This is a genomic window from Ekhidna sp., assembly GCF_040223195.1.
In the GTDB taxonomy this organism is placed as follows: domain Bacteria; phylum Bacteroidota; class Bacteroidia; order Cytophagales; family Cyclobacteriaceae; genus Ekhidna.
The window spans coordinates 1-16,741 of the sequence record NZ_JAVKDX010000021.1 but is presented as its reverse complement, the minus strand read 5'-3'; the positions used below and the strand labels follow the sequence as shown (position 1 = coordinate 16,741).

At 43.6% G+C, this 16,741-nt stretch carries 19 protein-coding genes and 1 pseudogene; 13 read left to right on the top strand and 7 right to left on the bottom strand.

Annotated features, from left to right (window positions below):
- Positions 1-75: 75 nt before the first annotated feature.
- On the top strand, positions 76-702 hold the full coding sequence (locus tag RLN88_RS12540) for a LysE family translocator (RefSeq protein ID WP_350221754.1): 627 nt from the start codon (positions 76-78) through the stop codon (positions 700-702).
- Positions 703-707: 5 nt separating this feature from the next.
- Complete coding sequence (locus RLN88_RS12535) at positions 708-1,331, top strand: YdeI/OmpD-associated family protein (RefSeq protein ID WP_350221753.1); 624 nt, start codon at positions 708-710, stop codon at positions 1,329-1,331.
- Between the two features lies 1 nt (position 1,332).
- Here RLN88_RS12535 and RLN88_RS12530 read toward each other — a convergent pair whose 3' ends face one another.
- Complete coding sequence (locus RLN88_RS12530; protein WP_350221752.1) at positions 1,333-1,998, bottom strand: heavy metal transporter; 666 nt, start codon at positions 1,996-1,998, stop codon at positions 1,333-1,335.
- A gap of 163 nt (positions 1,999-2,161) precedes the next feature.
- Between RLN88_RS12530 and RLN88_RS12525 the strand changes: the two genes are divergently transcribed.
- The 7 genes from RLN88_RS12525 (at position 2,162) to RLN88_RS12495 (ending at position 10,141) form a co-directional block, all read left to right on the top strand.
- Positions 2,162-2,530, top strand: a complete 369-nt coding sequence (locus RLN88_RS12525; RefSeq protein ID WP_350221751.1) for a hypothetical protein — start codon at positions 2,162-2,164, stop codon at positions 2,528-2,530.
- A 42-nt stretch (positions 2,531-2,572) separates the two neighbouring features.
- Positions 2,573-3,274, top strand: a complete 702-nt coding sequence (locus RLN88_RS12520) for an SDR family NAD(P)-dependent oxidoreductase (RefSeq protein WP_350221750.1) — start codon at positions 2,573-2,575, stop codon at positions 3,272-3,274.
- Positions 3,274-4,749, top strand: coding sequence for an SDR family oxidoreductase (locus RLN88_RS12515; RefSeq protein WP_350221749.1), 1,476 nt, complete (start codon positions 3,274-3,276; stop codon positions 4,747-4,749). Before RLN88_RS12520 ends, RLN88_RS12515 begins: the two co-directional genes overlap by 1 nt.
- A gap of 17 nt (positions 4,750-4,766) precedes the next feature.
- Positions 4,767-6,065, top strand: coding sequence for a cryptochrome/photolyase family protein (locus RLN88_RS12510; protein WP_350221748.1), 1,299 nt, complete (start codon positions 4,767-4,769; stop codon positions 6,063-6,065).
- Positions 6,066-6,269: 204 nt separating this feature from the next.
- Positions 6,270-6,980: an SIMPL domain-containing protein gene (locus RLN88_RS12505; RefSeq protein ID WP_350221747.1), complete on the top strand. Its 711-nt coding sequence runs from the start codon at positions 6,270-6,272 to the stop codon at positions 6,978-6,980.
- A 31-nt stretch (positions 6,981-7,011) separates the two neighbouring features.
- Positions 7,012-8,952 carry a CBS domain-containing protein gene (locus RLN88_RS12500; protein ID WP_350221746.1) on the top strand — a complete coding sequence of 647 codons (1,941 nt, stop codon included), beginning with the start codon at positions 7,012-7,014 and terminating at the stop codon, positions 8,950-8,952.
- Positions 8,939-10,141, top strand: coding sequence for a succinylglutamate desuccinylase/aspartoacylase family protein (locus RLN88_RS12495; RefSeq protein ID WP_350221745.1), 1,203 nt, complete (start codon positions 8,939-8,941; stop codon positions 10,139-10,141). Before RLN88_RS12500 ends, RLN88_RS12495 begins: the two co-directional genes overlap by 14 nt.
- A 3-nt stretch (positions 10,142-10,144) precedes the next feature.
- Here the strand turns inward: RLN88_RS12495 and RLN88_RS12490 are convergent, their stop codons facing one another.
- Positions 10,145-10,537: a hypothetical protein gene (locus RLN88_RS12490; protein WP_350221744.1), complete on the bottom strand. Its 393-nt coding sequence runs from the start codon at positions 10,535-10,537 to the stop codon at positions 10,145-10,147.
- Between the two features lie 44 nt (positions 10,538-10,581).
- Positions 10,582-10,923, bottom strand: coding sequence for an HIRAN domain-containing protein (locus RLN88_RS12485; protein ID WP_350221743.1), 342 nt, complete (start codon positions 10,921-10,923; stop codon positions 10,582-10,584).
- 20 nt (positions 10,924-10,943) lie between these two features.
- On the opposite strand from RLN88_RS12485, the gene RLN88_RS12480 reads away from it, so the two are divergent.
- From RLN88_RS12480 to RLN88_RS12470, 3 genes are read left to right on the top strand one after another with little or no spacing between them, the layout of a single operon-like run.
- The gene (locus RLN88_RS12480; RefSeq protein ID WP_350221742.1) at positions 10,944-12,455 is read left to right on the top strand and encodes a M20/M25/M40 family metallo-hydrolase; all 1,512 of its coding nucleotides are present in this window, start codon (positions 10,944-10,946) and stop codon (positions 12,453-12,455) included.
- 42 nt (positions 12,456-12,497) lie between these two features.
- Positions 12,498-12,887 (top strand): hypothetical protein, encoded by a 390-nt coding sequence (locus tag RLN88_RS12475; RefSeq protein WP_350221741.1) that lies wholly within the window; start codon positions 12,498-12,500, stop codon positions 12,885-12,887.
- 46 nt (positions 12,888-12,933) lie between these two features.
- The gene (locus tag RLN88_RS12470) at positions 12,934-13,359 is read left to right on the top strand and encodes a hypothetical protein (protein WP_350221740.1); all 426 of its coding nucleotides are present in this window, start codon (positions 12,934-12,936) and stop codon (positions 13,357-13,359) included.
- A 3-nt stretch (positions 13,360-13,362) separates the two neighbouring features.
- Here the strand turns inward: RLN88_RS12470 and hisB are convergent, their stop codons facing one another.
- From hisB to pfkA, 4 genes are all read right to left on the bottom strand, one after another.
- A complete protein-coding gene (gene hisB / locus RLN88_RS12465; protein ID WP_350221739.1) occupies positions 13,363-13,893 on the bottom strand; it encodes a histidinol-phosphatase in 531 nt (176 codons plus the stop codon).
- A 70-nt stretch (positions 13,894-13,963) separates the two neighbouring features.
- The gene (locus RLN88_RS12460; RefSeq protein ID WP_350221738.1) at positions 13,964-14,449 is read right to left on the bottom strand and encodes a hypothetical protein; all 486 of its coding nucleotides are present in this window, start codon (positions 14,447-14,449) and stop codon (positions 13,964-13,966) included.
- Positions 14,450-14,855: 406 nt separating this feature from the next.
- Positions 14,856-15,251: a DoxX family protein gene (locus RLN88_RS12455; protein ID WP_350221737.1), complete on the bottom strand. Its 396-nt coding sequence runs from the start codon at positions 15,249-15,251 to the stop codon at positions 14,856-14,858.
- A 39-nt stretch (positions 15,252-15,290) separates the two neighbouring features.
- Complete coding sequence (gene pfkA / locus RLN88_RS12450) at positions 15,291-16,262, bottom strand: 6-phosphofructokinase (protein WP_350221736.1); 972 nt, start codon at positions 16,260-16,262, stop codon at positions 15,291-15,293.
- 239 nt (positions 16,263-16,501) lie between these two features.
- Between pfkA and RLN88_RS12445 the strand changes: the two are divergent.
- A pseudogene (locus RLN88_RS12445) lies at positions 16,502-16,741 on the top strand (alpha/beta hydrolase); the annotation flags it as partial.

The window sequence follows — 16,741 nt, the reverse complement described above, 5'->3', positions numbered from 1 at the left end:
TCGGGGGGAAATAGGCTTCTGGGATATTAGGAAATTACATAACAAGTTGTTAAAGCTAGAAAATCAACTAATTATATGACAGACATTCAAAACTTCGGATTATTTCTCACTCTTTCATGGGTACTCATCATTACCCCGGGACCTGACTCCATTTATGTGATGACCCAGGGAATTTCCACGGGTAAACGAGCTGCTTACATTTCAGCGACTGGGGTTACTCTGGGCATTCTCGTTCACACTCTTTTTGCAGCTCTGGGGTTATCCATAATCCTAAAAACTTCGGCAGTAGCATTCTCAGCAGTAAAGCTCATTGGAGCCGGTTATCTCATTTATCTGGGAGTGAAATCAATACTCGATAAGAGTGAACTGAAACTTGGTAAGGCAGGAGAAACATCTGGCAGGAAGCTATTTACACGGGGATTGATTACAAACACACTAAATCCAAAAGTGGCACTCTTCTTCATGGCCTTCTTACCTCAGTTTATCCGAAGTGAATCTGCTACAACTCCAATGCCATTTGTCACGCTAGGTTTTGTATTTGCGCTTTCCACGCTAATCTTCTTACTCGCCCTAAGCTATTTTTCAGGAGTAGCAGGAAACTACCTAATGACAAAACGATCGACATCCAAGTGGATCAATAAGATTTCCGGCAGTATTATGATCCTGCTCGGTATTCGGCTTGCATTTATGAATCAGAAATAAACACTATGAACCCAAAAATAGACACCTATTTCGCGGAAGGCTGTGGCCGATGTGAACTCTACCAGACTCCCCAGTGCAAAGTTCACAGCTATGTGGAACCAATGGAGCACCTGAGAAGGATGCTGCTTGAGACCGAACTGCAGGAAGATTATAAATGGAAGCAACCCACCTACACCCTGAATGACAAGAATGTGCTAATTCTTACCGCATTCAAAGACTATTGCTGCTTAGCCTTCTTTAAGGGTTCGCTAATGAAAGATCCGGGGAAAGTGATGGTCACGCCCGGTGAAAATTCGCAGGCTGCTCGTCAACTTAGATTCACGAAAACCGATCAGGTAAAGAAACAGGAGAAGCTAATCAGAGCCTACATTCAGGAAGCCATCGAGCTGGAGAAGTCTGGTGCAAAAGTAGATTTCAAACAAAAAGATGAGCTGGAATTTCCTGAGGAGCTTATTCAAAAAATGGACGAAGATCCTTCCTTCAAACATGCCTTCGAAAAGCTAACTCCAGGGAGACAAAGGAGCTGGAACCTTCACTTTTCATCCGCAAAGCAATCAGCCACCCGATCTTCCAGGATAGAAAAAGCAAAAACTAAAATCTTCGAAGGAAAAGGGTGGAATGAGCGATAGTCTACTTCAGAAGATTCTTATAGTGCTCATTGATGTATTCCTCGATAGATTCAAAGAAAACTTCCAACTCCATCTGGTGTACTTCTATGACAACCAGATCTCCATCTTTTAGTTCGACCTTTAGCTGGTGTAGCTCGCCCTCTTCTTTGATCATCTCCACCCGGCTAATGCTTGCTTTCGGAATCTTACCTTCATGCTCATTGTCTTTGAAGTCGATATAGCTGCCAGTAAGCGTAAGAAAATCATTATAGTTGTTTATCCCTGAAACAAGCTTACCAATTACCGGAAGTGCCAGACATACTGCTGCAAAAGGTAAGAAACGATATAGATTAACTTCATGGGTCAAATAGAGGAAAGTCACAATGACAGGTATGATCAGATAGATGATTGCCTGTATCTTCAGCTTAGATCGATGATTTCGAAAGATCAGCCCATCATCCATCGGTTTGATTTTCACAGGAAACAAAATCTCCTCCCACAGGATCAAAATCATAACAAGAACCGCTACACTCACCAGAAACTCACCGAGGTAGAAACCAGTGAATCCATTGTCTGGTTGATTCTTCTCAAAAAGCTGCCCCGCAAGAAAAAATACCAACCCGAAAACAATGATTAGCATACCAATACTAACATCACGAGGATACGTGGAGCGAATGGTCTTTGTCATAGCTGAGTGTTTACCTTTAAATGGTTCGATAATTTATTCAATATTTATGTTAAATAAGCATGCCAGGTAGTACTTGGGAATGACATTATGTATTAACATAAAGGTGCGTTGGCAGTACCTCTGCTATCTTGCTGGTTATTTCGTTTATTATTAAAGCATAAAATTGAGCAACTTCAAAACATTATTCCTGATTGACGCCATTGGCGCTATGCTATCAGCTGTACTTCTGGGTATTGTCCTGGTTCAATTCCAACCTATGATAGGGCTTCCAGTTCATATCCTGCGCATTTTAGCAGGCATTGCTGCCCTTTTCATGATCTATTCATTTTCATGTTTCATGGTAAATCCAACCAATGCAGCAGTCAAATTGAGAACCATTGCGATCGCTAATCTTCTCTATTGCGTGATCACTCTGGTATTGATGATCCTATTTTTTGATGAACTAACCCTATACGGTTTAGCGTATTTCATTATTGAAATTATGGTTATTGTATTTCTCGCCAAGCACGAATTTAAATCCACATTAGATTGAGCAATTCTTCAAACTTTACTTCCTCTCATTGGTTTAGTTTGCATGGCAAAAAATTACATAGTAGTCGGAGGTAGCTCTGGCATTGGATTCGAATTAACCAAACAATTGGCCGAGGTTGGACATCAGGTGACGGTTCTCTCAAGAAGTAAAGGTGAGCTGGGCACACTCAGCAACGTTCATTATATCGAATATGATGTTACGGCGAATGAAGACCCTAAAATAGAGATGGATACCATCGATGGCATTGCCTATTGCCCGGGCACCATCAACCTAAAACCTTTTCATGGATTGAAGTCTCACGACTTTCAGCAAGATTTTGAGGTGAATGTATTAGGTGCTGTTAAGACGCTTCAGTTTGTCCTAAAGCAACTGAAGAAAAGTGAATCTGCATCCATCGTCTTCTTCAGTACGGTGGCAGTGCAGCAGGGCATGCCATTTCACTCATCCGTTGCGGCAAGTAAAGGGGCCATCGAGGGACTCACCCGCTCATTGGCAGCCGAGCTTGCTCCTAAAATACGTGTCAATTGCATTGCACCTTCCATCACGGATACTCCGCTGGCCAGTAGGATTCTCTCTTCGGACGAGAAAAAAGAGACGTCTGGAAAACGTCACCCACTTAATAGGGTAGGGACAGCTAAAGAGGTGGCAAAAATGGCTAACTTTCTACTATCTGATGATTCCGGCTGGATGACTGGTCAGATCATTGGACTGGATGGAGGAATGTCTGCAATACGCCCACTATAATGAAAATTCTACTCACGGGTTCCACGGGTTACATAGGCCGAAGGCTACTTCCTGAACTTGTGGAAGCAGGGCATGAAGTTGTATGTCCTGTCAGGGACGATCGACGTTTTGATTACGAAGACTTTGATGAAAAATTCCTCCGTTCTGTGCAGGTTATTGCATGTGATTTTCTGGATTCGGAAAGTCTGGACCAACTCCCAAAAGATATCGATGCTGCCTATTATTTCATCCATTCCCTTACTTCCAATAGCCAGGCCTTTTCAAAACTGGAAGCGGAAACCGCCAGTAACTTCAAAAACTACATGGACTCCACTACGGCCAGGCAGATCATCTATCTTGGCGGCATTGCCAATGATAAAGAACTCTCGGTTCACCTATCCTCTCGAAGAAACGTCGAAACCATATTGGCAGAATCCAACGTCCCGCTAACTGTACTTAGGTCAGCTATCATCATCGGATCAGGGGGGGCATCTTTTGAGATTATTCGGGATTTGGTGGAAAAACTTCCTGTCATGATTGCTCCGAAGTGGCTCAATAGCAAGTGCCAACCCATCGGCATCTATAACGTGATGGAATATCTAAAAGGGGTTCTTGGAAATGAGAAAACACTCAATCAAACCTTTGATATAGGTGGAAGGGATATCCTCACCTATAAGCAAATGCTCCTTCAGTTTGCAGAAGTACGCGGACTCAAACGCTATATCATCACCGTGCCCGTGCTTACCATCAAGCTATCTTCGCTGTGGCTCTATCTGGTCACCTCCACCTCCTACCGACTGGCTCGCAATCTGGTGGATAGCATGAAAAACGAAGTGGTAGCACGGGATCATCGCATTGAAAAAATCGTTCCTATCGATAAGCTTAGCTATAAGCAATCGCTGGAACGTACGTTCCTTCGCATCAATCAAAAACAGGTGGTATCCAGTTGGAAGGACTCCTTTTCCAATCCTGACTTTAACTACTCTTTTTTGCAGCAGCTTGAGGCCCCTCGTCATGGATGCTTCATTGACCAGAGGAGTTACCCATTCGATCGGGCACCTGGTCAGGTCATGGAAAATATCTGGGCGATTGGTGGAGACCGGGGGTGGTATTATGGAAATTTTCTTTGGAAAATCAGAGGCTTAATGGACAAGCTCGTTGGTGGAGTTGGACTCAGGCGTGGCAGGAGAAGTCCCACAGATTTAAAAGGTGGAGATGCGCTGGACTTTTGGCGTGTACTGTATGCAAATAAAGAAGAGATGCGACTGCTATTATTTGCCGAGATGAAACTACCTGGTGACGCCTGGCTTGAATTTCGGATCAAAAAAAGTGATGATGAATATTGCCTGATCCAAACAGCTACCTTCAGGCCATTGGGGCTATGGGGTAGACTCTATTGGTACCTGGTATTGCCTTTTCATGGATTCATTTTCAAGAACATGGCAAGGAATCTGATATCATTCCAAGAAACTAATTCCATCCAAGGAGGGGAGTAAATCTAAGTCCGAATAATATGTCCAAACCTCAAGTCACAATTTTCTGGTTTCGAAGAGACCTGCGCCTAAACGACAACCGAAGCTTATATCACGCACATCAGGAAGAATATCCGGTACAACCCATATTCATTTTTGATACTAACATCCTTGATGAACTACCAAAAAAAGATGCGCGAGTCGAATTCATTCATCAGGAGATTGAAAGATTACAAGAAGAGATTAAAAATCAGGGAGGGACATTGGATGTGCGGATTGGGAAGCCGATAGAAATATGGAAAAAGCTTACTGAGGACTATGACATAAAAGCAGTATGGGCCAACAAAGACTATGAACCGTATGCTAGGGATCGGGACAAGCAAGTATACGATTTGCTCAAAGAAAAAGGGATCGAATATCGGGCGAAGAAGGACCATGTCATTTTTGAAAAAGACGAGATCCTGAAAGACGATGGTGAACCGTATGTGGTCTATACCCCTTACAGCAAAAAATGGAAGAGTGCGCTGGAAAGCCGACACCTCAGTGCTTACAAATCCGAGGATGAAAAAAATTGGCATCAAACCACTCCAAAGGAAATCCCGTCACTCGAGGCACTAGGTTTTGAACCGGCAGGAATCGAATTTCCACCCCGTGAATTGGATGAAAAGATTGTCACAAAATACGACCAAACCAGAGACATTCCGGGCGTCAGGGGAACAAGCAGAATGAGTCTACATCTTCGCTTTGGAACAGTCAGCATTCGGGAGTTGGTAAACCATGCGAAACAGCTAAATGAGAAATATTTAAATGAGCTGATTTGGCGAGATTTCTATCAGGCAATTTTATGGCATTTTCCTCAGGTAGTAGACACCAATTTCAATCGAAAATATGATGGAGTAAAGTGGCGAAATAATGAAGAAGAATTTGAAAAATGGAAGAAAGGAAAAACCGGATATCCGATCGTGGATGCCGGGATGCGGGAGCTTAACGAAACAGGCTTCATGCACAATCGGGTACGGATGATTGTGGCAAGTTTTCTGACTAAACATTTACTCATTGACTGGCGATGGGGCGAGGCGTACTTCGCAGAAAAACTACTGGACTATGAGCTGGCCAGCAACAATGGCGGATGGCAATGGGCGGCAGGCACAGGCGTGGATGCCCAACCGTATTTCAGGATTTTCAATCCCTATTCACAAACAGAAAAATTTGACAAGGACAGAAAGTACATCAACAAGTGGGTGCCAGAGGTAGACACCCAATATTACCCTAAACCTATAGTCGATCACAAGGCAGCCAGAGAGCGGTGCTTGGAGGCCTACAAGAGTGCATTGGGATGAAAAACTAAATATTTTAGCAAAGAATAAAATTTACTCATAAATAGCTTGTTTTCAATTAGTTAGATGTCAAGTTGAAATTGATCACTTCTATTTAATTTTTCCAAAATCAAAGATTATATGTAATCAAAATGGAAATGCAATTCGCACTACAATCACTCGTTCTTCAATTGAATTTTTGTAGCTTCACATCAAATCGTAAATGCCATGTCTAATCAAAGCCTCCTCCCCTCTATTCTAATCTCCGTGTCAGTAATTCTTGCTGGATACTTTGTGGGACAAACGTATGTCGCTGGTAAAAAGCTGGACCGAACTGTGACGGTAAAAGGGCTCGCCGAGAGAGAGGTTCAGGCAGACATAGCCACCTGGCCACTGGAGCTTACTGTCTCAGGAAATGAACTGGGGCAGCTTCAAAAAACATTGGAAACCCAAACGAAAATTCTGGAGGATTTTTTTGCTGACCTGGAATTTACTCAAGACGAACTCACCGTAGGCGCACCCACTATTCAGGACAATCGGGCACTACTCTATGGCGGGCAAAACGCCTACAACCAGGATCGCTACATCTCCAAGGTAGACTTTAATTTACGAACAACGAAACTAAATAAAATGAGTGAGGCTATGTATAAGATCCCCACCATCATTGGACAGGGTCTTGTCATTGGGTCTAAAAACACCTGGCAACCCGTGCAATATATCTACACCAAACTCAATGACATCAAGCCTGAGATGATAGAGGAAGCAACCAAAAATGCACGCGAAGCAGCAGAGAAATTTGCCCGAGATTCAGGCTCCAAAGTTGGGAAAATCAAGTCCGCCAATCAGGGTCTTTTTTCCATCATGGATCTGGATCCAAATTCGGGAGTGATGAAGAAAGTACGGATTGTTTCCACGCTTGAATTTTACATCGAAGACTAGATATTCCTATTTTTCATATTGATCCATATCATTGACAGTTCTGTCATTGGTCATATTCATCCAGGTAAGATTCATCAATCTTTATGATCCTAAAATGTTCATCATGGGGGATCATCTTGCCAAGTCTGCCACCGAAAGAGCGCTTCGCACTCATTTTATACAGCACCTTCTCAACGATGTAAAGGCATTAGAATTAATGCTTGAAAAAGGGATGATAGAATCAGATATCCGGAGGATTGGGGCTGAGCAGGAATTTTGCCTGATCTCCAAAAACTGGAGACCAGAAAAGAATGCTGAAGAAATCCTTCAGGCCATTAATGACCCTCACTTTACCACCGAGCTTGCCCGCTTCAATATGGAGGTAAACCTGGACCCAGTAGAACTGAACGGTGATTGTTTTTCCATCATTGAAAACCAATTGAATAAACTGCTCACCATGGCCAAACTGGAGGCTGATCGAAGGGATACACTTATCCTTTTAACTGGTATACTTCCCACCATCAGCAAAGCTGAGCTGGCCTTTGAGTACATGACCCCACAGCCCAGATATTGGGCACTGAACGAAATGGTGAAAGGAATCAGGGGCACTGACTTTCACCTCCACATCAAAGGGGTAGACGAGCTATCCATCACCCATGACTCGGTATTGATGGAGGCTTGCAATACAAGCTTTCAGCTTCACTTGCAGTTGGACCCTGATGATTTTGTTGAAAGCTACAACTGGGCCCAGGCTATCTCCGGGCCGGTATTGGGTGTCTGTGCCAATTCTCCCCTCCTGCTGGGACGCGAGCTGTGGAATGAAACAAGGATCGCACTTTTTCAGCAGAGTATTGATACACGCATCTCCTCCTATGCACTCAAGGATCAGCTCCCAAGGGTGAGTTTTGGGGAGTCATGGGAGACCGGAAATGCTGCAGATGTTTTCAAAAATGACATTTTTCAGCATAAAGTACTACTGGCACGTCAGTTGGAGACCGATTCCCTTCAGATACTCGAAGAAGGAGGAATTCCAAAACTGGAAGCCCTGAATATCCACAATGGCACCATTTACCGATGGAACAGGCCTTGTTATGGCATCAGCAAGGGAAAACCACATCTGCGAATCGAAAACAGATATTTGCCCGCCGGCCCTACAATCATCGACCAGATGGCCAATTTCGCCTTTTGGGTGGGGTTGATGATGGGCAAGCCAAAGGGGTATGAAAACATCTCGTCCGAAATGGATTTCAGGGATGTAAAGTCCAACTTTATCAAAGCTGCCCGCACCGGAAAGGAATCGGTGATGAGATGGAGGGATCGAAAAATATCAGTAAGGGATCTGGTCACCCGTGAACTCTTGCCCATAGCAAAACATGGACTTGACAAAGTGAAAATCGACCCTGAAACCTCCAACAAACTCCTTTCAATCATTCACGAAAGAGCTGCAGGAAATACCGGTGCACAATGGTCTATCGCTAATTACCGAAAGCTGAGAAAAAATATGCGGCAAGATGATGCACTATTGGCACTCACCAAAACCATGTATCAATTTCAGCAGACAGGGAAGCCTGTGCATGAATGGAAAGAGGCTCCAGAGCACCCCAACACACATGAATTCGCCAGTACCGTTGGTCACGTTATGACCACCCGCCTTTTCACTGTTTTCGAGGATGACCTGGCCGAAATGGCTACCCAACTGATGGAATGGAAAAATATCCATCACGTGCCAGTAGAAAACAAAGCAGGGGAAATCACCGGACTGCTGACCTGGACCCATATGGAGCGGTTCAAGGAAACGAACCACGGTGAGGAAATGCTAAGTGTTGGGGATATCATGACTAAAGATGTAATCCTCGCAGATCAGGATATGCCAATTACTGAGGCCATACAAATCATGAAGCAGCATGAAATCGGCTGCCTCCCTGTTGTACATAATAGTCAGCTCATTGGAATAGTCACTATCAAAGATATCGGCCAGTATGACCAAGGTTGAAGTGTATAGCAAAGCATTAAACACTTCAATTGAGGTCAGCAGGATGATCGGCGAAAAAAAGGGAAAAGAAAAAGGCCCTACTCTCATCTTTATGGGAGGCATACATGGAAATGAACCTGCCGGGGTATTTGCATTGTGCAAAGTCATATCTCAACTAAACCCGGAAAGATTGCGAGGAAATATCTATGCCATAAGTGGAAATCTCCATGCGCTCAGGAAGGGCGAAAGGTATACAACTGAAGACCTGAATAGGCTTTGGACGAAATCCCGAATGCTGCGGCTACCTGCCACAAAGGAAGATGCTGCAAATGAAGATGTGGCAGAGCAGATTGAGATCAATGCAATCATTGAGCAGATTCTGGAAGATGACGATGGGCCGTTTTACTTTTTTGACATACACACAACCTCCAGTGAAACGCTTCCTTTTCTCACGGTAAACGACAGCTTGCTAAACCGGGCCTTCACCTCACAATATCCCCTACCAACCATTTTGGGGATTGAGGAGTACCTGGATGGACCCATCCTCAGTTATATCAACGAACTAGGTTATGTGGCCTTCGGCTTTGAGGCTGGTCAGCATGACGGAATGGCCTCAATTGAAAACTGCATTGATTTCATCTACCTATCCCTGATCTACACCGGAGCGATGGACAAAAGTGAGATTGACTACCACAGATGTCATGACCGTCTTGCCAAAACTACTGGTGACATTAAATACACCTATGAGATATATTTCAGGTATCAGATCAGGGAAAATGAGGCGTTCAGCATGCAGCCGGGATTTTACAATTTTCAGTCCATTAGAAAAAATCAACACCTGGCCAATAGCAACGGCAATCCCATATTATCTCGGGGCAAGGGAAGAATTTTTATGCCGCTGTACCAGTCAAAAGGGACTGATGGCTTTTTTACAATTCGAAGAATAAAGCGGATTTTCCTCCGGCTATCTGCATTTGCCAGAAAGCATCGTCTGGATCGAATGCTTGCTTTTCTGCCAGGCGTGAAATGGATAGATGAGAAGAAATCCATCCTGCAGGTGAATAAGCGCATTGCCCGGTTTATGGCGAAAGACATCTTTCACTTATTTGGATACCGGAGTGTGACGGTAGATAAATACCATTATCAAATGTACAATCGTGAGGCTGCTGCCAGAAATGAGGAGTATATACGTGAGCCTTGGTTTTCTTAGTGGCTATTCCTCAATGATCTCCACGTGCTGGCTAAGTACCGTAATTACTTCTTCGCTATCCAGCATTTTTACTTTCACACTTCTTGCTCCATTGTATCTTTTGGAAAACAGGATAGCGTCTGAGCAGCCTGGCACACGAGCGGTATCGGCAAAGAAATTTTTGATTTTGAAAGAATCCATTTGGTTGAATTTTTCCCTGTCAGCAACGTAGTTTTTCAGTGCTTCAACCGATCTGGTATTCGTCACCCCGATATTTTCCACCCACTCATTGCAAAACAGTTTTACATTTTGAGTGTGGAATTTATTGAAGCCAAACGCATTGTATATAAGATATCCGACGATGGATAAAATGACTAAAAAGGCGATGTATAAGGGAAATTTAGAATTTGAGCTCATTTAGGTAGATGTCGATTGCCTCCCAATTTAGCTATTTTCCGCAATTAGCTCACTACCTCAATTCGTAATCCTACACCCAACATCCTTTCGCCGCTCACCCAGCTGGCTTTTACACGAATGTCTGTCTCATTTCGAATGGCTGGCAAAAGCGTTTCAGCCATCTCCTTGTTGAGGTAGCCGATTTGGTTTTTGTTTCTGGAAAGAACTCTTACCGCATTTGGATCATGCTCATTCTCAGGCTCTGGTTCAATATAGAGTTTATCCTCCTCTTCCACCTCCCTCTTGATGATATCCTGCCGGGAAATTCCGTCTTCATTAGTCATTGAGACACCCACTACCTTGGTATCATACACATAAACAGACGGTATTTTAATAATTTTAGCCACGACCCAAATTTAACTACCTCATGAGAATTTCAACCCTGCTTTCACTGGTGCTGCTGGCCACTACTCTTTCATATGCTCAGGACATCAACCAACTGACTGATGAGTACATTCAGGAAAATGGCGTTCAGATCATTCAGGACTTCAAAACCTTGCTTGAAATCCCAAATGTGGCCTATGATCTGCCAAGCATCAACAAAAATGCTGACTACATTAAATCTGAACTGGAAAAACGTGGCATAGAATCCAAGCTTTTGAGAATGATTGGCACCCCTCCCATTGTTTATGGATACTATCCGGTAAAAGGTGCCAGGCGCACGCTTGCCTTCTACGTTCACTATGACGGACAGCCCGCCGACAAGACCAACTGGACCAATGATCCGTGGGATCCTAAGTACTATTCAAAAGCGCTTTACGAAGGTGGAGAAGAAATTGGCTTTCCGAACTCAAGCGAGGAAATAAATGAAGAACATCGGATTTATGCCAGGTCAGCGGGTGATGACAAAGCACCAATTATCACCATCCTATCAGCGCTGGATATGATCAAGGCGAATAAGCTTAAAATCTCATCAAACCTTGTGTTTTTTTTCGAAGGGCAGGAAGAAGCAGGCTCGATGCAGCTACAACAATACCTGGCAGACAATCGCAATTTGGTTGATGAAATCGATTTGTGGTTATTCTGTGACGGGCCTATCCATCAGTCAAAAAAACCTCAATTGGTATTTGGCGTTCGTGGGGTCACAGGAATGGAAATCACCACTTACGGCCCAAATCGGCCCCTTCACAGCGGACATTATGGGAACTGGGCTCCTGTGCCCGGACAGCTACTTTCGGAATTGATAGCCAGCATGAAGGATGATGAAGGCAATGTGGTGATCAAAGGCTTTTATGATGATGTGGAGCCACTGAGCGATCTGGAAAAAGAGGCCTTGGCAAACATACCGCTAGTTGACGAAGACCTTAAAAAGGAGTTGGGCATCAATGATCCGGAAGGAAGAGAATCATATAATGAGCGGCTTTTGAGACCATCTCTTACCATCAAAGGGCTTAGCAGCGGAAATACGGGGAAGCTTGCCAGGAATGTAGTGCCCGCTACCGCCATCGCATCAATTGGGATGCGACTGGTGAAAGGATGTGATCCTGAAAAGCAAAAGGATCTGGTGGAAGCACACATTAGAAGTCAAGGATTCCACATTGTTCGGGAAGATCCGGATCATGAGACACGAATGAAGTATCCGAAAATTGCCAAAGTGACCAGATCTGGAGGGTATCCGGCCGCCAGAACCTCCATGGACCTGCCAATCATTCAGGATGTTATTACACGATCAAGAGAAGTGGCTGGTGATGACTTGATTTTGTTGCCAACACTCGGAGGCTCACTCCCACTTTATCTTTTCACAGACGAGCTAAAGAAACCAGCCATCATTGTCCCCATTGCAAACCATGACAACAACCAGCATGCAGCAGATGAAAACATGCGAATCGGAAATTTATGGTATGGAATTAAGCTAATGAGCGCGCTCATGACATTTTAAAGATTGGTAAATCTGTTGATAGCAGAAATAACCAATCTAAAAATGGAAATAACCATAAGTAAACTGATTCTTGTAATCAGTCATGCCTCACTAACGCTGGGGATTGTACTCACTGTTCGTTCGCTCTACGGCAATTTTTCCGGAGTGGAATATGGGATTATGGATCGTTCATTGGGAGTGAGCTTTTTGCTGGCCCTTTACACCCAGACCCTGCTGGAGGGGTGGATATTCTTCACTTCCACCTATCGTTATGAAGAAAGCCTGATAGCCATGGGACACTTTGCGCTTATCATTTTAGCAACCATCCTCACACAAGCGGGAAGATTCATTAGCAAGAAGGCAAGTGATCACTCGGTTAAGTTTCGATTCAGAAGCATATATGATGGTATCGCTACCGGGCTATTACTTTATGGATATATCCTGATGCCATAATGGGATTGTCTTTTGGGTGTTAACTATATTTGGCAAAAAATCACACATGTATAGTTTCTTACTCAATGCTCACTCAGGTTTAAGATACCTTGTTTTACTGGCAGCCGTAGTTGTCATTATCAAGTCATTCATTGGCTGGTTTGGAGGCTCTTCTTATAGCAAGTTTGATAAAATCCTGGCACCATCTTATGTTGGACTGATGCATCTACAGCTATTGCTTGGCCTTATCCTATACTTTTTCTACAGTCCTTTTGTGACTTATAATATGGGCAATCCTGTGGAGAGGTATTGGTCAGTAGAGCACATTGCATTGATGATTTTGGCTGTGGCAGCCGCTCAGATAGGCCGCTCCATTAGCAAGAAATCCAATGACCCTCAGGTGAAATTCAGATTTCAGACGATCTTTTTCGGGATCTCAATTTTGCTTGTGCTGGTAGGCCTTGCTACTATGCCTGGTAGAAGTATTCTATAAATATTATGAGTTTCTAGCAACTAGAAACTCATAGATTTCCTTCCAATTTTTTGGTTTAAGTTCAGCCTGTGTTTCGGCATCTGAGTATGCAGATGTAAGATAAATTGCTTTGCATCCAAGATTTCTTGCAAGCTGTACATCTGTAGCTCTATCCCCAATTACATAGGAATTTTCCAAGTCATAATCCCCTTTCATGTATTTGGTGAGCATTCCTGTTCCCGGTTTGCGATTGGGATGGTTGTCCCTTTCATAGTGCTCGTCAATGTGCACGGCATCAAAGTGGATTCCCTCACTTTCCAGCAATCTCATAATGAAATTTTGCACGGGCCAAAACTCATGCTCAGGAAAAGCCACGGTACCCAATCCATCCTGATTGGTGACCATCACAAATAGGAAGTTGGTCTCTTCTTTTATTTTTTTCAGGTAATAAAGAGCCTCAGGAAGAAAATCCAATTTCTCGATGGTTTCAATTTTCTCATCATCTGTCTCCTGAATGATGGTGCCATCACGGTCAATGAATAAAATGGGTTGCATGGGGCTAAGATAAGGACTGGGTTTATAAGCCTCTTAAAAGTGAGGCTTATAACCAATTCATCAGATATTGCTAATCTTCACTCTCATCACCATCTTCGGCAGATTGCTCCTTAAGCAAGCCATCATAGATAGCCTTATATCGTCCCTTTACTTCACTATCTGATCTAAGCTCTTTTTTGAGTGAATTATAAAGTCCTGCTCCAATATCACTCTTGATTTTCTCGATGTACACTTCTTTGAATGAAGAAGTCATGGAATCATAATTAGTCTGAATCATCTCGAACGCCACCATCTCATCATCAGCTACTTTCATTTCTTCAAGCTTTATTGAGTCCACTCCTGCATTTTTAATCTCCACGAAACGAGCTGCCGCCAAGGTCTCATCGTTGTTGATCCATTCATTGTAAATATCAGTCATTCGGCCTTTTTCAAGCTCAGCCCATACCATCACGGTTGCATATTTAGCCAGCTCTTCATAACTATAAGAAATTTCATCCTGTGCGCTGGCAACACCATATCCAGCCAACAAAAACATCATCAATACTACTTTCTTCATCTTACTTTTTTAGGGTTTTTAGTTCACGAAATCGCAATATATAAAATCAATTTTTATGAAATCATGAGGTCAAAAGATCATTTTGTGAGCATAAAAAAAGCCGACAATAATGCCGGATTATGGGAAATATCCAGTTTTTAATTTTAGAACAAATCCAAGGGATATGAGGAAGCCGCTTCGTATTCCGGTATAGGCAGTTTTTGTTTTCTACTTTAATTTCTCAACCTGTAAGAAACCTCGACTTTGATTTCCTCCCATTTAGGTTCACTGGTTTCCCTGATGTTTTCATACAGTTTCAGAAACTCATATATGGGCAAAAAAATGGAAGTATTTCTTGAAATATCCCAACTTCCGTCATTAGCTGCATGCTCTTCCAGTTGTGCTTATTGATTGGATTACAGGTATATCAACTCCACAAAAGATACACCGTCATGATGCTAATGATGAAATAGGTTGTGAGCGTAGCTGCACCGGCATAGTTCTGTGCCACTCGCTGGCCAAAGAATAGTGCCAAAATAGAAAGCGAGGAAAGCTGAGCCCCAATAAGGCCCATCTGGGTGCTCCCATCCATTAGGTAAAAAATGATCCCAAATGCGCTAAACACCCCGGCGGCTGTCTCCAATAGCGTGATCACAGGCATGAGCAATCCCACGGTACTCTTTAGCGGACTTTTCGCGAAATGGTTGGTCAGCCACTCCTTATTTCCCTTGTAGTTAAACACTTTGTCAAGGCCGGACTGTAAAAATAGGATGGCTAGGAATGCCAAGCATAAGACAGGTGCTGAAAGTAAAATGTGCTTCATAGAGCCAATTTAACCATAAAGTAGCAGCCTTACTGAAAATCAATGATTCATTACCTCCACCAGCCGCATCAGTTCGCTATTGATCGGCTTGGTTTTGCTTATAGCTAGCTTGAAGCTGGTATAAGTAACCTTGTCATCTATAATACCCGCCATCACATTGGCCTTGCCATCTACGAGCCCCTCCACGGCTGCCAGCCCGAGCCGGGAGGCCAAAATCCGGTCCAGCGAAGTAGGTGATCCACCCCGCTGCAGGTGCCCGAGCGTAGATACCCGGATGTCCAGTTTGGGAAGTTTGTCCATCACCTTGTTGGCAATCTCATGGGCATTGCCCTGCTCATCCCCTTCAGCCACAATCACAATAGCAGAGGTTTTTTCTTTGTCCCTACCCTTATTCAGGGTATCAATCACATCCTGAATGGTAGTGGAGGTTTCTGGAACCATTACTAATTCGGCACCCCCACCAATGCCACAATGGATGGCGATGTGCCCGGAGTGCCGTCCCATCACCTCGATAAAGAACACCCGATCATGGGAGTTGGCCGTATCACGAATTTTATCGATCGCTTCAAGCGCAGTATTCACAGCCGTATCAAATCCGATGGTATAATCCGAGCCGTAGAGGTCATTATCAATGGTACCGGGCGCTCCTACAGTCGGGATGCCATATTCTTCATAGAAAATATTGGCACCAGTAAAAGTCCCATCCCCGCCAATGGCCACCAGCCCGTCTATTCCTTTGGCTTTGAGCTGCTCGAAGGCTTTCTTTCGGCCTTCCTTCGTTCTAAATTCCTCGCTTCGGGCGGATTTTAAGATGGTGCCCCCTTTTTGAAGAATATTACTTACAGAATAGGATTTCATTAATTCCATGTCTCCATTGATGATCCCATTGTATCCATAGCGGATGCCATAGATATTTAGTCCCAGGCTCAGTCCGGATCTCACCACAGCCCGTACGCAGGCATTCATACCAGGTGCATCTCCTCCGGAAGTAAAAACTCCTATAGTCTTCATTGTTTAAAACTTTATACTAAAATAGAGATATGCACGGGTACTTTATGTGTTCCTGCTTTATTTGATTATTACTTCTTCTCCCCCCTCTTATGTAATTTTTCTGATTTGGAGTAATACTATCAAATTGACCCACTAACCCAATACTATAACAGGCTTCTCTTTAACCCGAAATGGTTCAAATATAAGAACCCTAGATCTGACAGAAATGGATAAGGTGAGGACGTGTGGGAGCGAGCTGGATGACCAAAGAAGACCGATTAACTGAAATAGAAAATCAGTATTCATACATAGATGGAGTGCTAAAAGAAGTCGGGGATATTTCAGATAAACAACTGATCTACTTTGGGTTTTCCCAGGGCACAGCTACCATGGGCAGGTATGCAGCTCATGCCAAAATCCCATTCCAAAAGATGATCATCTGGGCAGGAACCTTCCCTCCTGATACCAATCCTGATGACTGGAAATACCTGACAGGAAAA

Bases quoted from the DNA above. Each gene is read 5' to 3' on its own strand.
- RLN88_RS12470 (WP_350221740.1), top strand. From the start codon at position 12,934: ATGTATAGTTTCTTACTCAATGCTCACTCAGGTTTAAGATACCTTGTT.
- RLN88_RS12460 (WP_350221738.1), bottom strand. From the start codon at position 14,449: ATGAAGAAAGTAGTATTGATGATGTTTTTGTTGGCTGGATATGGTGTT.
- pfkA (WP_350221736.1), bottom strand. From the start codon at position 16,262: ATGAAGACTATAGGAGTTTTTACTTCCGGAGGAGATGCACCTGGTATG.
- RLN88_RS12480 (WP_350221742.1), top strand. From the start codon at position 10,944: ATGAGAATTTCAACCCTGCTTTCACTGGTGCTGCTGGCCACTACTCTT.
- hisB (WP_350221739.1), bottom strand. From the start codon at position 13,893: ATGCAACCCATTTTATTCATTGACCGTGATGGCACCATCATTCAGGAG.
- RLN88_RS12515 (WP_350221749.1), top strand. From the start codon at position 3,274: ATGAAAATTCTACTCACGGGTTCCACGGGTTACATAGGCCGAAGGCTA.
- RLN88_RS12520 (WP_350221750.1), top strand. From the start codon at position 2,573: ATGGCAAAAAATTACATAGTAGTCGGAGGTAGCTCTGGCATTGGATTC.
- RLN88_RS12510 (WP_350221748.1), top strand. From the start codon at position 4,767: ATGTCCAAACCTCAAGTCACAATTTTCTGGTTTCGAAGAGACCTGCGC.
- RLN88_RS12455 (WP_350221737.1), bottom strand. From the start codon at position 15,251: ATGAAGCACATTTTACTTTCAGCACCTGTCTTATGCTTGGCATTCCTA.
- RLN88_RS12530 (WP_350221752.1), bottom strand. From the start codon at position 1,998: ATGACAAAGACCATTCGCTCCACGTATCCTCGTGATGTTAGTATTGGT.
- RLN88_RS12535 (WP_350221753.1), top strand. From the start codon at position 708: ATGAACCCAAAAATAGACACCTATTTCGCGGAAGGCTGTGGCCGATGT.
- RLN88_RS12490 (WP_350221744.1), bottom strand. From the start codon at position 10,537: ATGAGCTCAAATTCTAAATTTCCCTTATACATCGCCTTTTTAGTCATT.
- RLN88_RS12505 (WP_350221747.1), top strand. From the start codon at position 6,270: ATGTCTAATCAAAGCCTCCTCCCCTCTATTCTAATCTCCGTGTCAGTA.
- RLN88_RS12475 (WP_350221741.1), top strand. From the start codon at position 12,498: ATGGAAATAACCATAAGTAAACTGATTCTTGTAATCAGTCATGCCTCA.
- RLN88_RS12540 (WP_350221754.1), top strand. From the start codon at position 76: ATGACAGACATTCAAAACTTCGGATTATTTCTCACTCTTTCATGGGTA.
- RLN88_RS12495 (WP_350221745.1), top strand. From the start codon at position 8,939: ATGACCAAGGTTGAAGTGTATAGCAAAGCATTAAACACTTCAATTGAG.